A 12,603-nucleotide genomic window follows, 5' to 3' on the forward strand; every position below is an offset into this window, starting at 1 on the left:
GGTCACTCCCCAAGGACGGTCCGCGCCGAGCGGCTGATACACCCCGGGGCCACGGGTGCGCTGGGCGCTGCGGTGGCAGGGGCCCTCCAGGCCGGAGGTATGCCGTTGCGTCTCCTCGTGCGTTCGGTCGCCCGGGCGCCACACCTCGCCGGGGCGGTGCTCCTCCCGTGCGCCTACGCCGACCGGTCGGGGGCCGACGTAGCCCTTGAGGGCGTCAAGACCCTCTTCATGGTCTCGGCCTCGGAGAGTGCGGAGCTCCTCGACGAACACCGGGACTTCATCGACGCCGCTGCAGCAGCGGGGGTGGGACACATCGTCTACACCTCGTTCCTCGGCGCCGCTCCCGACGTCATGGCGGCGCTCGTCGGAGACGACGGTGTCATCCGGGGTCCGGCGGCGGATGGCCGCGTCGCGATCGTCACCCCCGCCGACATCGCCCGCGTCGCCACGAGGGTCATGGCGGACCCTGCGGCCCACCGGGACGTGACCTATGACGTCACCGGTCCCGAGGCCCTGAGCATGGACGAGATCGCCCGCCTCCTCTCCGAGGCGGGCGAGCGGAGCGTCGTCTTCCACGACGAGAGCGTGGCCGAGGCCTATGCGTCCAGGCGCCGGTGGGGAGCCCCGAGCTGGCAGAACGACGCCCGGGTCTCGACCTACACCGCGATCGCCTCCGGCGAGCTGTCGACGGTGAGCACCGACATGCGCCGCGTCACCGGACGGCAGCCGCTGTCGCTGCAGGAGTTCCTCGTAGCGCCCTACGCCCAGCTGAGTGGTTGGCCGCCCGCCGAGTGATCGGCGGCGAGAAATTGGGCGCCAGGTCTTGTCGTCGGGGGAAATCTCCACCAGTGTATACAGTCTACCGTTTACCGCCCCGTTCACCTCTGCCCGTTCCACCTCTGCCAGGGAGCGCCCATGCCCGCCGGATTCGCCCATCACCTTCGTTCGCGGCGCCACGGCGTCGGCCAGACGCTTGCCGGGGCGCTCGTCGTCACGCTCGCGGCGGCAGGCTGTTCCTCCATCACCCCCGCCGGCAACGGTCAGACCACCGGATCCGGAGGGGGCGCGGGCACTGGCGCCGACTCCTTCGGGACGGCAGCGACGGCGAGTGAGGTCACGGACGGCGGGACGCTGGTCATGGCGTTGTCTGCCGAGCCGGACAAGCTGGACCCGACGCTGTCGCGCAGCCTCTACTCGCGCTACGTCTTCCACGCGATGTGCGAGAAGCTCTACGACGTCGACTCGTCGGCCAAGATCGTCCCGCAACTGGCCACCGCCCTGCCGACCGCCTCGGGCGACGGCAAGACCGTCACCATCCCGGTGCGGGACGGCGTCAAGTTCGCCGACGGGACCGCATTCGACGCGGCGGCCGTCAAGGCCACCTTCGAGCGTAACCTGACCACGGCGGCGTCCGGACGCAAGAGCGAGCTCGGTCCCGTCACTAGTGTGGACGCCCCCGATGCGAAAACGGTGGTGGTGCACCTGAGCACGCCGTTCGCGCCGCTCACGGCGGCGCTCGCCGACCGGGCCGGGATGATCGTCAGCCCCACCGCCGCGGCCGCTGCGGGCAAGGACTTTGCCAACAACCCCGTCTGCGTGGGGCCCTTCAAGTTCGCCAAGCGGGTGCCACAGAACTCGATCGACCTCGTCAAGGACCCGAACTACTACGACGCGGCCAAGGTGCACCTCGCCGGCATCTCCTATCGCATCATCACCGACGCCAACATCCGCTCCGCCAACCTGCGCTCGGGCGACGCCCAGGTGGCCGACTCCCTCTCGACCCAGGATGTGCCGACCCTCGCCAAGGACGCCACGCTCACGGTCCTCCAGTCGCAGTCCCTCGGATACCAGGGCCTCACGTTCAACGTGGGCAACGTGGACGGGGTGGGCAAGCCCGCGAAGCCCGTCGACAACCCGCAGGGCAAGAGCGCCGCGATCCGCCAGGCCTTCGAGCTGTCCATCGACCGGGCGGGTCTCGTCAGGGTCATCTTCAACGACCTCAACACCGTGGCCTGTTCGCCGATCTCTCCCCAGAGCGAGTTCTCGTCACCCGCGGCCCAGGCCTGCGCCCCGCACGACCCCGCCAAGGCCAAGCAGCAGCTGCAGGCGGCGGGCGTCACGGTCCCGTTCCCCATCGAGATGTCCATCTCGAACAACCCCGACAGCCTCCGCTATGCCCAGGCGCTGCAGTCGATGGTCAAGGACGGCGGCTTCGACCTCAAGATCAAGCCGGTGGAGTATGCCGCGCTGCTCGACCAGCAGGACCGCGGTGACTTCTCGCTGCTGGCCCTCGGCTGGTCCGGCCGGGTCGACCCGGACGCCAACATCACGAACTTCGTTGGCACCGGCGGCAGCCAGAACGTTGCGGGCTACAACAACCCCCAGGTCGATCAGCTGCTGACCCAGGCTCGTCAGAGCCAGGACGTCTCGCAGCGCCGCGACCTCTACGGCAAGGTCACCACCGCGCTGCACCAGGACGATCCCCTCATCTACCTCTACCGCCAGCGCAACCTCACCGGTGTCAGCACCAAGCTCAAGGGCGTGCAGGTCTTCCCCGACGGCGTCATCAGGGTCGCGTTCGCCGGCTTCGCCAAGTAGGCGCGGTGCGGCACTACCTGATCGAACGGGCCTGGCACTCGCTCCTGACACTCTTCCTCGCCACCGTGGTGGTCTTCCTCGGGGTCCGTGCCCTCCCCGGTGACCCGGCCCTCGCTCTCGCCGGCGAGGACCGGACACCGGAGGCGCTCGCGGCCATCCGCAGCGAGTACGGCCTCGACCAGTCGCTGCTCGTCCAGTTCTGGCGCTTCATCTCCCATGCGGTCGAGGGCGACCTGGGTATCTCGATCCGGACCGGGGCAACGGTGCGCTCGATGCTCGAGACGGCCCTGCCGGTGACCATCGAGCTGGCCGTCCTGGCCATCGTGATCGCCACTGTCCTCGGTGTCGGAACGGGCGTTCTGGCTGCGGTCCGGCGCGGACGGCCGTCCGAGTGGGCGGCCAACGCGTTTGCCCTGCTGGGGCTGTCGGTGCCGCACTTCTGGCTCGGACTCATCGCCATCCTGTATCTGGCCGTCGCCACCGGCCTCTTCCCCGCCTCCGGGTTCGTCCCGCTGCTGGAGGACCCGGTGGCCAACCTCCACCATCTCGTGCTGCCGTCAGTGATCCTCGGCACCGGGCTCGCCGCGATCATCATGCGCCAGACGAGGTCCGCCATGCTCGACAACCTCTCCGCCGACTTCGTCCGGACGGCCCGGGCGAAGGGCCTGCCGCCGAGGACGGTCATCGGACGGCACGCCCTGCGCAACAGCCTCCTCGTCGTGGTGACCGTTGTCGGGCTGCAGCTCGGCGGCCTCATCTCCGGAGCCGTGGTGACGGAACAGATCTTCGGCCTCCCAGGATTTGGCAAGATGACCATCGACGCCGTGTTCCAGCGCGACTACCCGGTCCTGCAGGGCGTCACCCTGGTAACAGCCGCGGCATACATCGGCATCAACTTCGCGGTCGACCTGCTCTACTCCCTCATCGACCCACGCGTCCGGGTCGGGGGGGACGCGGCATGAGTGTCGACTCCGCGCTCGCCACCGCACCGGTGTCCGACGGGCAGGCCACGTCGCGGCTGCGCCTCGTGGTCCGTCGGCTCACCCACTCGCCGCTCGCGGTGCTCAGCTTCGCGCTGCTCGCCGTCGCTGTCGTCATCGCCCTCCTGGCACCCTGGATCGCGCCCTACGCGCCGGAGCAGACCGACTTCGCCCACACGTTGTCGCCGCCCGGCACCCCTGGCCACCTGCTCGGTTCGGACGACCTCGGTCGCGACGTGCTGTCCCGCATCATGCTCGGCATGCGCGCGTCCCTCGAGGTCGGTGCGCTGGCGGTCCTCACGGCCCTGCTCATCGGGGTGCCGCTCGGCCTGGCAGCGGGCTACTTCCGGCCGGCCGACGCGCTGATCTCCCGCTTCACCGACCTGCTGCTCGCCTTCCCCTTCCTCATCCTCGCGGTGGGCCTGGCCGCCATCCGCGGCGCCAGCCTCACCAACGCCGCCGTCGCCATCGGCATTGCCCAGATCCCCGGAGTGATCCGGATCGTCCGATCGGACACCTTGCGGCTGAAGTCCCTTGACTTCGTCGCCGCGGCGATCGTCGACGGCGCGAGCGACCTGTGGGTCCTCTCCCGTCATGTGCTCCCCAATGCCGTCTCGGTGATCCTCGTCCAGGCCACCGTCGCCATCCCCTCGGCGATCCTCGGTGAGGCGGTCTTGTCGTTCCTCGGCCTGGGCATCCAGCCCCCGGACCCGAGCCTCGGCACGATGCTCGCCAGTGCCCAGCAGTTCGCCGTCCGCGCACCATGGGCGGCGGTCCTGCCGGGACTGACGATCATGCTGCTGGCGCTGGCCTTCAACGTCTTCGGCGACAGTCTCCGTGACGCCCTCGACCCGAAAGCGAGCCGCCAGTGACGACGCCGATGCAGGTGCCCCCCCCAGTCCGGCCGGACGCGGACGCCGTGCTGGACGTGCGGGACCTCTCCGTGACCTTCCGCACCGAGAGCGGCACCGTCAGCGCCGTCGACGGGGTGGACCTCGTGCTGGGCCGCGGCGAGATCGTCGGCGTCGTGGGGGAGTCGGGCTGCGGCAAGAGCGTCACCGCGATGAGCCTGGCGGGTCTGCTGCCGAGCACCGCGACGATCTCGGGCTCGGTCCGACTGCTCGGCACCGAGCTCGTGGGGGCCAGCCAGTCCACCCTGCGCTCGGTCCGGGGGAAGCAGATCGCCTACATCTTCCAGGAGCCGATGTCGTCGCTGAACCCGGTGCTCACAGTCGGACGACAGGTGAGCGAGGTGCTGGAGGTCCATCAGGGGCTGTCGAGGCGCCACGCCATGAGCCGGGCGACGGAGCTGCTGCAGCTGGTCGGCATCCCGTCACCGAAGGAGCGCGTCAAGCAGTATCCCCACCAGCTCTCGGGCGGGATGCGGCAGCGGGTGATGATTGCGATGGCCGTCGCGGGGGACCCGCAGGTCCTGGTCGCCGACGAGCCGACGACGGCGCTCGACGTCACCGTGCAGGCCGGCATCCTCACCGTGCTGCGCGAGCTGCGAGATCGGCTGGGCACCAGCATCCTCGTCATCACCCACGACCTCGGTGTCATCGCGGACGTCGCCGACCGGGTCGTGGTGATGTATGCCGGTCGCGTGGTCGAGCGCGCAGGCGTCGACGACCTCTTCGCCCACCCCAGGCACCACTACACCGGCGGTCTGCTCTCCGCTGCCCCGACACCGGGGCGACACGCGAGCACGCATCGGCTGCAGGAGATCCCGGGCCTCGTCCCGGTGCTGAGCAGTCAGCCGGATGCCTGCACCTTCCATGAGCGGTGCCCGGCCGCCGATGACGCCTGTGTCGCCCGTCAACCTCCCCTGACGGTTGCCGACGACGGACTCACCGCCCCCGACCACCTCGTGGCCTGCTGGCACCCCTACCGACCCGCTGCACACAGCGCATCGGAGGTGGCGCGGTGAACGCCGGCGCCTCCGACGGTCGGGTCGTCAACGACGTCGTCCTGGAGGTCGAGGACCTCGTCATGCACTTCGGACCGGTCCGCGCGGTGGACGGGGTCTCGTTCCGGCTGCGCCGAGGCCAGGTCATGGCGCTCGTCGGAGAGAGCGGGTCCGGCAAGTCGACCGTGGGCCGCTGCATCGTCCGGCTCCTCGAGCCGACGGCCGGCGCCGTCCTGCTCGGCGGGACGGACGTCACCCACCTGTCGAGGGCCCGGCTGCGCGGACACCGTCGCGACGTGTCCATCGTCTTCCAAGACCCCGCCGGGTCGCTCAACCCCCGGATGCTCGTCGGCGAGGTCGTCGCCGAGCCGCTGCGCCTGCAGGGGCGAGGCCTCTCCCGGCGCGACAGGCAGGCCCGCGTGACCGAGGGACTCGCCCGGGTGGGCCTGCGCGCCGAGGTCGCCCGCCGATACCCCCACGAGCTCTCCGGAGGACAGCGGCAACGGGTCAGCATCGCCCGCGCACTGATGTCGGACCCGACGCTGCTCATCGCCGACGAGCCGACCAGCGCACTGGACGTGTCGGTGCAGGCGTCGGTGCTCAACCTGCTGGCCGACCTGCAGCGTGACATCGGTTTCGCCTGCCTCTTCATCACCCACGACCTCTCGGCGGTGGAGTACCTCGCCGACGAGATCGCCGTGATGTATCTCGGTCAGCTGGTCGAGCAGGGCACCCGGGAACGGGTCTTCGCGTCCCCGTCACACCCCTACACCCAGGCGCTGCTCTCGGCCGCTCCCGTGCCCGACCCCGTCCAGCAGCGTGCTCGGCGGCCGGTCCTGCTCGGCGACGACATCCCGTCCGCCATGGATCCGCCCTCGGGGTGCCGGTTCCACACCCGCTGCCCGGTGGCCGTCCAACGGTGTGCCGACGAGGTGCCCGCGCTGCGACGGGTCGGAGCCGGCACCGTCGCCTGTCACCTCGTCGACGACGACGGGAGCGGCCCGGATGTCCGCGTGGCTCATCCCCGGGACACCGTTCCCGGGCCGTCCCCCACACGCCGATCGAGGAGCACCGCATGACGTTCACGACCCGGCCGACCCTCCAGGGGACCTTCGGCATGGTCTCGTCCACCCACTGGATCGCGTCACAGTGCGCCATGCGGGCCCTCGAGCGCGGCGGGAACGCGTTCGACGCGGCAGCGACGGCGGGCTTCGTGCTGCACGTCGTCGAACCCCACCTGAACGGGGCCGGCGGCGACATGCCCGCGATCATCGCCACGGCGCACGACCCGACCCCGCAGGTCCTGTGCGGGCAGGGGCCGGCACCCTCCGGCGCGACGATCGCCCACTTCACCGATCTCGGGATTGACCTCGTCCCCGGCTCCGGACCGCTGGCCGCTGCTGTGCCGGGAGCCGTCGATGCCTGGCTGCTCCTGCTGAGGGACCGAGGCACCCAGAGCCTCGAGGAGATCCTCGAGCCGGCCATCGGCTATGCGAGAGCGGGCCACCCCCTGCTCGAGCGGGTCAGCGCCACCATCGGCGCCGTCCAGGGGCTGTTCGAGAACGACTGGCCGACCTCTGCGCAGCTCTGGCTGGTCGACGGGCGACCCCCTGCGGCGGGCGCTCTCTTCACCAACCCTGCCTACGCCGACACCCTGCAACGGCTCGTGGATGAGGGTCGTGCCGCCGGGGCGGGCCGCGAGGCCCAGATCGACGCCGCCCGGAGAGCGTGGAGCCAGGGCTTCGTGGCGCAGGCCGTCGACGCGTTCATGCGCAAGCCCCTACGAGACTCCAGCGGAGGGGCCCACCCCGGCCTGGTCACGGGAGCGGACATGGCGCGATTCTCGGCGTCGTGGGAAGCGCCGGTCACGACGGACTGGCGGGGCTACACCGTGGCCAAGACCACGGCGTGGGGCCAGGGTCCGGCGCTGCTGCAGAGCCTCCGGCTCCTCGATGCCCTCAGCGACCCGGCGGCCCTGGACCCGTCCACGGCATATGGGATCCACTGCGCGACGGAGGCCATCAAGCTGTCCTACGCGGACCGGGAAGCCTGGTACGGCGACCTGCCCGACGTCCCGCTGCAGACCCTGCTCTCCCGGGAGTATGCCGCCGAACGCGCCCCGCTGATCGGCGCCCGGGCTTCATGGGAGCTGCGTCCGGGACGCCCCGACGGTCGGGAACCGCGCCTTGCCCGGCACGTCCTCGACCACGCGCATCCTGGTGGCGGCGACGCCACGACGGGTGAGCCCACGGTGTCCGCCTCCGGGGTCACGCGCGGCGACACCTGCCACGTCGACGTCGTCGACCGGTGGGGCAACATGATCTCGGCTACCCCGAGCGGCGGCTGGCTGCAGTCCTCCCCGACCATCCCGGACCTCGGGTTCTGCCTGGGCAGCCGCATGCAGATGTTCTGGCTGGAGGAGGGCCTACCTGCCTCCCTGGCGCCCGGACGCCGTCCGCGCACCACCTTGACCCCCACCCTCGTCCTTCGCGACGGAGCCCCCGTGCTCGCCTGCGGATCACCAGGTGGCGACCAGCAGGACCAGTGGCAGCTGATCTTCCTGCTCCGTCATCTGCTCCAGGGTGCCTCCCTCCAGGAAGCGATCGACGCACCGATGTGGAACACGCCCGCCTTCCCGGCGTCCTTCTGGCCGCGGACGAGCGAGCCGGGAGCGCTCGTGGTCGAGGAGCGGGTCGGCCCGGCCGTCATCGCCGGACTGCGCGCCATGGGCCACGACGTCAGGGTCTGCGACCCCTGGAGCCTGGGACGGATGTGCGCGGTCGCGCGTGACCCCGGGTCGGGACTGCTCAGTGCGGGGGCCAACCCGCGTGGGATGCAGGGGTATGCCGTCGGACGGTGACCCGCGTGGACGTCAGTCCGCCACCGCGTTCGCGACAGCGGCGATCGCGGCGGCGTGCAGGTGGGCACGCGCCTCGGCCTCCGCCCGGTCCGGGTCCCCGGCCTCGATCGCGTCCACGCTGCGGATGTGCTCGACCCACGAGTGCGGCGCCCGGTCGGCCGCACCGAGGCGGAAGATCCAGTGGACGTGGAGGTAGAGAGCATCCGAGATCGAGACCAGCCAGCGGTTGCCGGTGATGGCAATGACCCTGGTGTGGAAGTCGTTGTTGAGCTGGGCCACCGTGGAGAAGTCGGCCTCGTCCGTCGCCTTCCGCGCCGCTTCGAGAAGCGAGCGCAGGTCAGCGATGTCGGCGGGACTCGCCCGTTCGGCGGCGATCCGCGCCGCCGTCGCCTCGAGGCTGGCCCGGACGGCGAAGAGGTCGCTGATCGTCTCGATGTCGGGCGTCGATACGACGGCGCCGCGTCGGGGGGTCATGGTGACGAAGCCCTCTGCCTCGATGACTCGAAGTGCCTCGCGGACCGGGTTGCGCGAGACCCCGAAGTCGGCGGCGAGCCGCTCCTCGGTCAGGCGCTGCCCAGGTGGGTAGTCGCCGTTCACGATGCGCTGCCGGATCTCGGTGAGCACCTGGTCGCGCAGGGCGCGATGGCGACCACCGATGGTCGTGACGCCGTCGTCAGTGTGCATTGCCCATCCCTGCCGATGCTCCGCGCCCGGGCGACGCCGTGAGGCACAGATCGTATACCAAAGACAATCAGCAGATGGAGCCCGTGGGGCACGCCATGGATCCCCTCGAGTCGTCAGAGTGCCGACCTGCCTCTAGTGTGATACACGTCACAGAGCACAGCGCGTGACGTTCTGTCCCCGCGGGGCATCTAAGGAGGGTCAGATCCCATGTTGAGCAACTCAAGGAGTTACCCGTGAGCGACACCTCCCCTCAGAGCCAGCAGAGCCCCCGCCCCGCCTCGAGCTCGGCCGTGGCCAAGACCTCGGAGTCTGAATCGGCGCTGGTGACCCAGCAGGGCAAGACGACGATCGCGGACACGGTGGTCTCGAAGATTGCCGGTATCGCCACCCGTGAGGTCTCCGGGGTCCACGCCCTCGGCGGCGGCGCGAGTCGTGTCGTCGGCCAGCTGCGTGAGCGCATCCCGGGCGCGAGCACGAACCACAGCCAGGGCGTCTCGGTGGAGGTGGGCGAGCGTCAAGCGGCAATCGACCTCCAGCTGGTGGCCGACTACGGCGTCTCCATCGCGGACCTCGCCGAGAGCATCCGGCGCAACGTCATCTCCGCAGTCGAGCGGATGACCGGCCTGGACGTCACGGAGGTCAACATCGAGGTCCAGGACGTCTTCCTCGAGAGTGAAGAGGACAAGTCCAAGGACGACGAGCCCAGCGAGCCACGCGTCAAGTGACCAGCGAGCAGGGTTCACCCGAGGAGATCGCGGACAGGGTGCGCTCCGCGGTGCTGGCCGTCCCCGGGGTTGCCGACATGCACTCCGGGAGCTTCGGGGAGGTGGCGACGTATCTGCCCGGCCGTAGGGTCGACGGGGTCCGGGTCAGGAGTGACAGCACCGAGGTGCACGTCGTCATCGAGTGGGGCGTGCCGGCAGGCCGAACCGCCGACGCCGTCCGGGCTGCCACGGCGAAGATCATCGCGACCCGCGTCGACGTCGTGATCCAGGACGTCGCCGCACCGGTGGGCGTCGGGTCCGCTGAGGCGGCCCAGCGCCCGCCCGTCACCACAGGTCCTCACCCCGACGGGCCCCCTACACCAACGTCTTGACGATCGAGGAGAAAAATAGACATGACCACTTCCACTCTTGGCCTCCTGGCCGGACTGTTGTTGGGGATCGCCGCGGCTGCAGGAGGCTTCGGCGGCTTCCTCATCGCGCTGGTCCTCGGCGTCGTGGGCTACCTCATCGGTGGGCACTATGACGGAGAGGTCGATCTCAGCAAGCTGTTGGGTGGCCGCCGTCGTGACTGACACTGCCGGCGCTCCGCAGCCGGTGGACCCGAAGGACCGGGGACGCCTCGTGGTCGCTGACCGCGTCGTGGAGCGGATCTCCGTCATTGCCGCAGGCGAGGTCCCCGGCGTGGTGAGCACGGGCTCAGCGCTCGACGGCGCCCTCGGGCGTCGTTATCCCCGCGCCGAGGCCGAGGTGGCCGGTCAGCGCGCCAACGTGCGCCTGCGGCTGGCTGTGGCCTGGCCGACGCCGTTGGCGACCACCGCACAAGGGGTGCGAGACCGGGTGCGTGCCCAGGTGCACCACCTCGCGGCGATCGAGGTCGATGCGGTGGACGTCACGATTGCCCAGGTCGTCCACGAGGAACCACAGACCGAACGGAGAGTCCAGTGAGCACCACAGTCACGCCGGCGTCGACCTCGACGCCGCCAGTGCCGGAGTCCGTGCCGCGGACCCGGCGCGGGGACGCGGCGGCGATGGATGCCGCCAAGACCCCAGTCGGGGTGGGTGCCGTCGCCCTCGTCGGCATCGTTCTCGCCCTGCTGTTGACGGCTCTGGGAGTGGTCGCCGTCCGCGAGGCCCTCCTCGCTTCAGGGGTGCTGACAGGGACCGCCTGGCTGGCACCTGCTGGACGGTCCGCGAGCGGGCTGGCCGCGGCCTCGTGGATGGTGCCTGTCGGTGCAGCGCTCGTGCTCCTCGGCCTGTGGCTGTTGGTGGCGGCGCTACGGCCCCGGCCGCGGACGGCGACGACCGTCACCTCCGAGACGGGCGTGTTCCTGCGGCCCAAGGATGTCTCCCGGCTGGCGCAGACCGCAGCCGAGCAGGTCGACGGGGTCCTCGCCGCTGACGTCTCGGCCACCCGCCGCGCCGTGCGGGTGCGGGTCAGGGGCACCGGAGCCGCCGACGTGAGCGAGAACGTCCGTGCGGCAGTCGCCCAGCGGCTGTCCGCCCTGGACAGCCCGCCCACGGTGAACGTCAGCCTCTACGGAGGGCCAAGATGAGCCGCGCCACGGTTGCTGTCGACCGGGTGGTGGGCGCGCTCGTCGCGCTCGCCCTCATCGGAGCGGGCCTGTTCGGCATCGCGTGGTGGAGCGGCCGGTTCCCGTCCCTTCCGCCCCGTCTCGACCTTTCGGCCCTGACCTCCTGGAGCACCCAGGCATGGTGGCCCTGGGCACTCGCGGTCGCCGGGGTCCTCGCTATCCTGCTCGGGCTGCGGTGGCTGCTCGCCCACCTGCCGGACCGAGCGGTCAGCCACCTGAGCCTGACCGGGTCCGGCAGTGACGGCAGGCTCATTGTCGACGCGGGCACCATCGCCGCCGCCGCGGCGCAGGCTCTCGAGCGCACCCCGGGTGTCCGGTCGTCACGCGGCAACATCCATCGCGATCGAGGTCAGCTCGTCGCCGTCCTCAGGGCAACTATCGAGCGCGAGGCTGACCTGCAGGTGATCGCCGCGGCAGCGGACCAGGCCAGCGCCCACCTCCAGCAGGCGTTGCAACGCGATGACCTGCACTGCCGGGTCCAGCTGAGGACCGCAGCGCGTGACCGCAGTCTGCCCCGCGTCCACTGACGCCCCACCTCGTCCCGGTCAGCGGCCGGGATGCCACACCCACACATCACCATCGAAGGAGAAGATCATGAGTGGTATCGACAAGATCAAGAACGCCGCCGAGGAGCTCAAGGGCAAGGCCAAGGAGGGCATGGGCAAGGCCACGGACAACGAGCAGATGCAGGCCGAGGGCCAGGCTGACCAGACCAGCGCCGAGGCCAAGAAGGCCGGCGAGAACGTCAAGGACACCGCCGGCGACGTCAAGGACGCCTTCAAGAACTGACCCTCGGGGACCGGCCTGCCCCCTCCTGGTTGAGTGGGTGGGCAGGCCGCCCGGGTTGCTCTGAGTCACGTTCTACCTGTCACCAGCGCCATGACGGGGCCGGAGAACCACCCGCCCCCATGGATGCAGTTCCGTGAAGTCCAGCAAACGGCTTCCTCCCTTTCGATCCCCGCACGTTCGGCGCGCCGCACCCGGCCGCCGGCGCCCGGGTTGAGTGGCTTCGCAAAGGTCGAGGACGAGACCGTCCATGCCTGCGCGTGGTCCCTGACCCGACTCCAGCAGACATCCTGCTGGAGCCACCCTGAAGGAGATCCACATGGAAGACGCACTCAAGAACGCACTGACGTCGATTGTCACGTTCGTGCCCAAGCTGATCGGGTTCATCCTGATCCTGCTCATCGGCCTGTTCATCGCCAAGCTGATCGCCAAGGCCATCGGGAAGGTCCTGGAGAAGGTCGGCTTCGACAAG

Annotated in this window: 16 protein-coding genes; 15 read left to right on the plus strand and 1 reads right to left on the minus strand. The window is 70.3% G+C overall.

Features of this window, described 5'->3' with window-relative positions:
* The first annotated feature begins 36 nt into the window (after positions 1 to 36).
* The 7 genes from ACLL9L_RS10280 (at position 37) to ACLL9L_RS10310 (ending at position 8,344) form a co-directional block, all read left to right on the plus strand.
* A complete protein-coding gene (locus ACLL9L_RS10280) occupies positions 37 to 795 on the plus strand; it encodes an NmrA family NAD(P)-binding protein (RefSeq protein ID WP_411284570.1) in 759 nt (252 codons plus the stop codon).
* 120 nt (positions 796 to 915) lie between these two features.
* Entirely contained in the window at positions 916 to 2,598 is a 1,683-nt protein-coding gene (locus ACLL9L_RS10285; protein WP_411284556.1) for an ABC transporter substrate-binding protein, read from the plus strand.
* A 5-nt stretch (positions 2,599 to 2,603) separates the two neighbouring features.
* Positions 2,604 to 3,560 carry an ABC transporter permease gene (locus tag ACLL9L_RS10290; protein ID WP_411284557.1) on the plus strand — a complete coding sequence of 319 codons (957 nt, stop codon included), beginning with the start codon at positions 2,604 to 2,606 and terminating at the stop codon, positions 3,558 to 3,560.
* The gene (locus ACLL9L_RS10295) at positions 3,557 to 4,450 is read left to right on the plus strand and encodes an ABC transporter permease (RefSeq protein WP_411284558.1); all 894 of its coding nucleotides are present in this window, start codon (positions 3,557 to 3,559) and stop codon (positions 4,448 to 4,450) included. The genes ACLL9L_RS10290 and ACLL9L_RS10295 overlap by 4 nt, the downstream gene beginning before the upstream one ends.
* Positions 4,451 to 4,464: 14 nt before the next feature.
* Positions 4,465 to 5,505, plus strand: a complete 1,041-nt coding sequence (locus tag ACLL9L_RS10300) for an ABC transporter ATP-binding protein (RefSeq protein ID WP_411284559.1) — start codon at positions 4,465 to 4,467, stop codon at positions 5,503 to 5,505.
* Positions 5,502 to 6,563 (plus strand): ABC transporter ATP-binding protein, encoded by a 1,062-nt coding sequence (locus tag ACLL9L_RS10305; RefSeq protein WP_411284560.1) that lies wholly within the window; start codon positions 5,502 to 5,504, stop codon positions 6,561 to 6,563. The genes ACLL9L_RS10300 and ACLL9L_RS10305 overlap by 4 nt, the downstream gene beginning before the upstream one ends.
* Positions 6,560 to 8,344 carry a gamma-glutamyltransferase family protein gene (locus ACLL9L_RS10310; RefSeq protein WP_411284561.1) on the plus strand — a complete coding sequence of 595 codons (1,785 nt, stop codon included), beginning with the start codon at positions 6,560 to 6,562 and terminating at the stop codon, positions 8,342 to 8,344. Before ACLL9L_RS10305 ends, ACLL9L_RS10310 begins: the two co-directional genes overlap by 4 nt.
* A gap of 12 nt (positions 8,345 to 8,356) precedes the next feature.
* On the opposite strand, the gene ACLL9L_RS10315 is transcribed toward ACLL9L_RS10310, so the two are convergent.
* Complete coding sequence (locus ACLL9L_RS10315) at positions 8,357 to 9,028, minus strand: GntR family transcriptional regulator (RefSeq protein ID WP_411284562.1); 672 nt, start codon at positions 9,026 to 9,028, stop codon at positions 8,357 to 8,359.
* A 233-nt stretch (positions 9,029 to 9,261) separates the two neighbouring features.
* On the opposite strand from ACLL9L_RS10315, the gene ACLL9L_RS10320 reads away from it, so the two are divergent.
* The 8 genes from ACLL9L_RS10320 to ACLL9L_RS10355 all read left to right on the plus strand — a co-directional run.
* Positions 9,262 to 9,753 (plus strand): Asp23/Gls24 family envelope stress response protein, encoded by a 492-nt coding sequence (locus ACLL9L_RS10320; RefSeq protein ID WP_411284563.1) that lies wholly within the window; start codon positions 9,262 to 9,264, stop codon positions 9,751 to 9,753.
* On the plus strand, positions 9,750 to 10,124 hold the full coding sequence (locus ACLL9L_RS10325; RefSeq protein WP_411284564.1) for a hypothetical protein: 375 nt from the start codon (positions 9,750 to 9,752) through the stop codon (positions 10,122 to 10,124). The genes ACLL9L_RS10320 and ACLL9L_RS10325 overlap by 4 nt, the downstream gene beginning before the upstream one ends.
* Positions 10,125 to 10,145: 21 nt before the next feature.
* A complete protein-coding gene (locus tag ACLL9L_RS10330; RefSeq protein WP_411284565.1) occupies positions 10,146 to 10,325 on the plus strand; it encodes a DUF2273 domain-containing protein in 180 nt (59 codons plus the stop codon).
* The gene (locus ACLL9L_RS10335) at positions 10,318 to 10,698 is read left to right on the plus strand and encodes an Asp23/Gls24 family envelope stress response protein (protein ID WP_411284566.1); all 381 of its coding nucleotides are present in this window, start codon (positions 10,318 to 10,320) and stop codon (positions 10,696 to 10,698) included. The genes ACLL9L_RS10330 and ACLL9L_RS10335 overlap by 8 nt, the downstream gene beginning before the upstream one ends.
* On the plus strand, positions 10,695 to 11,306 hold the full coding sequence (locus tag ACLL9L_RS10340) for a DUF6286 domain-containing protein (protein ID WP_411284567.1): 612 nt from the start codon (positions 10,695 to 10,697) through the stop codon (positions 11,304 to 11,306). Before ACLL9L_RS10335 ends, ACLL9L_RS10340 begins: the two co-directional genes overlap by 4 nt.
* Positions 11,303 to 11,872 (plus strand): hypothetical protein, encoded by a 570-nt coding sequence (locus tag ACLL9L_RS10345; RefSeq protein ID WP_411284568.1) that lies wholly within the window; start codon positions 11,303 to 11,305, stop codon positions 11,870 to 11,872. Before ACLL9L_RS10340 ends, ACLL9L_RS10345 begins: the two co-directional genes overlap by 4 nt.
* Positions 11,873 to 11,939: 67 nt before the next feature.
* Complete coding sequence (locus ACLL9L_RS10350) at positions 11,940 to 12,134, plus strand: CsbD family protein (RefSeq protein WP_411284569.1); 195 nt, start codon at positions 11,940 to 11,942, stop codon at positions 12,132 to 12,134.
* Between the two features lie 316 nt (positions 12,135 to 12,450).
* Positions 12,451 to 12,603, plus strand: a 153-nt coding sequence (locus ACLL9L_RS10355) for a mechanosensitive ion channel family protein (RefSeq protein WP_411284571.1), incomplete at its 3' end; no start/stop codon positions are given.

The sequence above is a fragment of the Lapillicoccus sp. genome (assembly GCF_046595215.1).
In the GTDB taxonomy this organism is placed as follows: domain Bacteria; phylum Actinomycetota; class Actinomycetes; order Actinomycetales; family Dermatophilaceae; genus Lapillicoccus.

What these genes read in the sequence shown, in the direction of transcription:
- ACLL9L_RS10285 (WP_411284556.1), top strand. Translation starts at nt 916, where the DNA reads ATGCCCGCCGGATTCGCCCATCACCTTCGTTCGCGGCGCCACGGCGTC.
- ACLL9L_RS10295 (WP_411284558.1), top strand. Translation starts at nt 3,557, where the DNA reads ATGAGTGTCGACTCCGCGCTCGCCACCGCACCGGTGTCCGACGGGCAG.
- ACLL9L_RS10310 (WP_411284561.1), top strand. Translation starts at nt 6,560, where the DNA reads ATGACGTTCACGACCCGGCCGACCCTCCAGGGGACCTTCGGCATGGTC.
- ACLL9L_RS10315 (WP_411284562.1), bottom strand. Translation starts at nt 9,028, where the DNA reads ATGCACACTGACGACGGCGTCACGACCATCGGTGGTCGCCATCGCGCC.
- ACLL9L_RS10330 (WP_411284565.1), top strand. Translation starts at nt 10,146, where the DNA reads ATGACCACTTCCACTCTTGGCCTCCTGGCCGGACTGTTGTTGGGGATC.
- ACLL9L_RS10345 (WP_411284568.1), top strand. Translation starts at nt 11,303, where the DNA reads ATGAGCCGCGCCACGGTTGCTGTCGACCGGGTGGTGGGCGCGCTCGTC.
- ACLL9L_RS10350 (WP_411284569.1), top strand. Translation starts at nt 11,940, where the DNA reads ATGAGTGGTATCGACAAGATCAAGAACGCCGCCGAGGAGCTCAAGGGC.